This window comes from Flavobacterium sp. 22659, from assembly GCF_052044235.1.
In the GTDB taxonomy this organism is placed as follows: domain Bacteria; phylum Bacteroidota; class Bacteroidia; order Flavobacteriales; family Flavobacteriaceae; genus Flavobacterium; species Flavobacterium johnsoniae.
Genome location: NZ_JBQEMU010000054.1, coordinates 1 through 382, shown reverse-complemented (window position 1 = coordinate 382; position 382 = coordinate 1). Strand labels below are relative to the sequence as shown.

Here is a 382-nt window from a genome sequence, read left to right as displayed (position 1 = left end):
GTATACGCATATATCCTAACAATCGTAAAGTGTATAATGAGTCATATAAATAATACAAACAGCTTTGTTAAAATATGGAGCAACAGGGATAAAAAAACTATAAAACTTTTAATCTGCTTTTTAACCACTATACAAATAACAAGCTGTCAAATGATAAGAGAAAAAACACCTGAATGGCATGCAGAAATGTGCCATCCTGAAAATAAATATAGAATAGATATAGTAAAAGACAACATTTTTACTCTGGAAGGCTTACAAGCTGGGTTGCCTTATGGAGGATCTTCGGGTAAATGGGGAAATTCCGGAAAAATGTGGACAGAACAGCATGGCACACCCACTGGCGCAGATATTACTTATTATGCCGGTTACGATAACACTTTTT

The 382-nt window shown here is 34.6% G+C and carries 1 pseudogene; it reads left to right on the top strand.

The window, feature by feature from the left end:
* Window positions 1-36: 36 nt before the first annotated feature.
* Window positions 37-382, top strand: a pseudogene (locus tag ACTJIW_RS24200) (hypothetical protein); the annotation flags it as partial.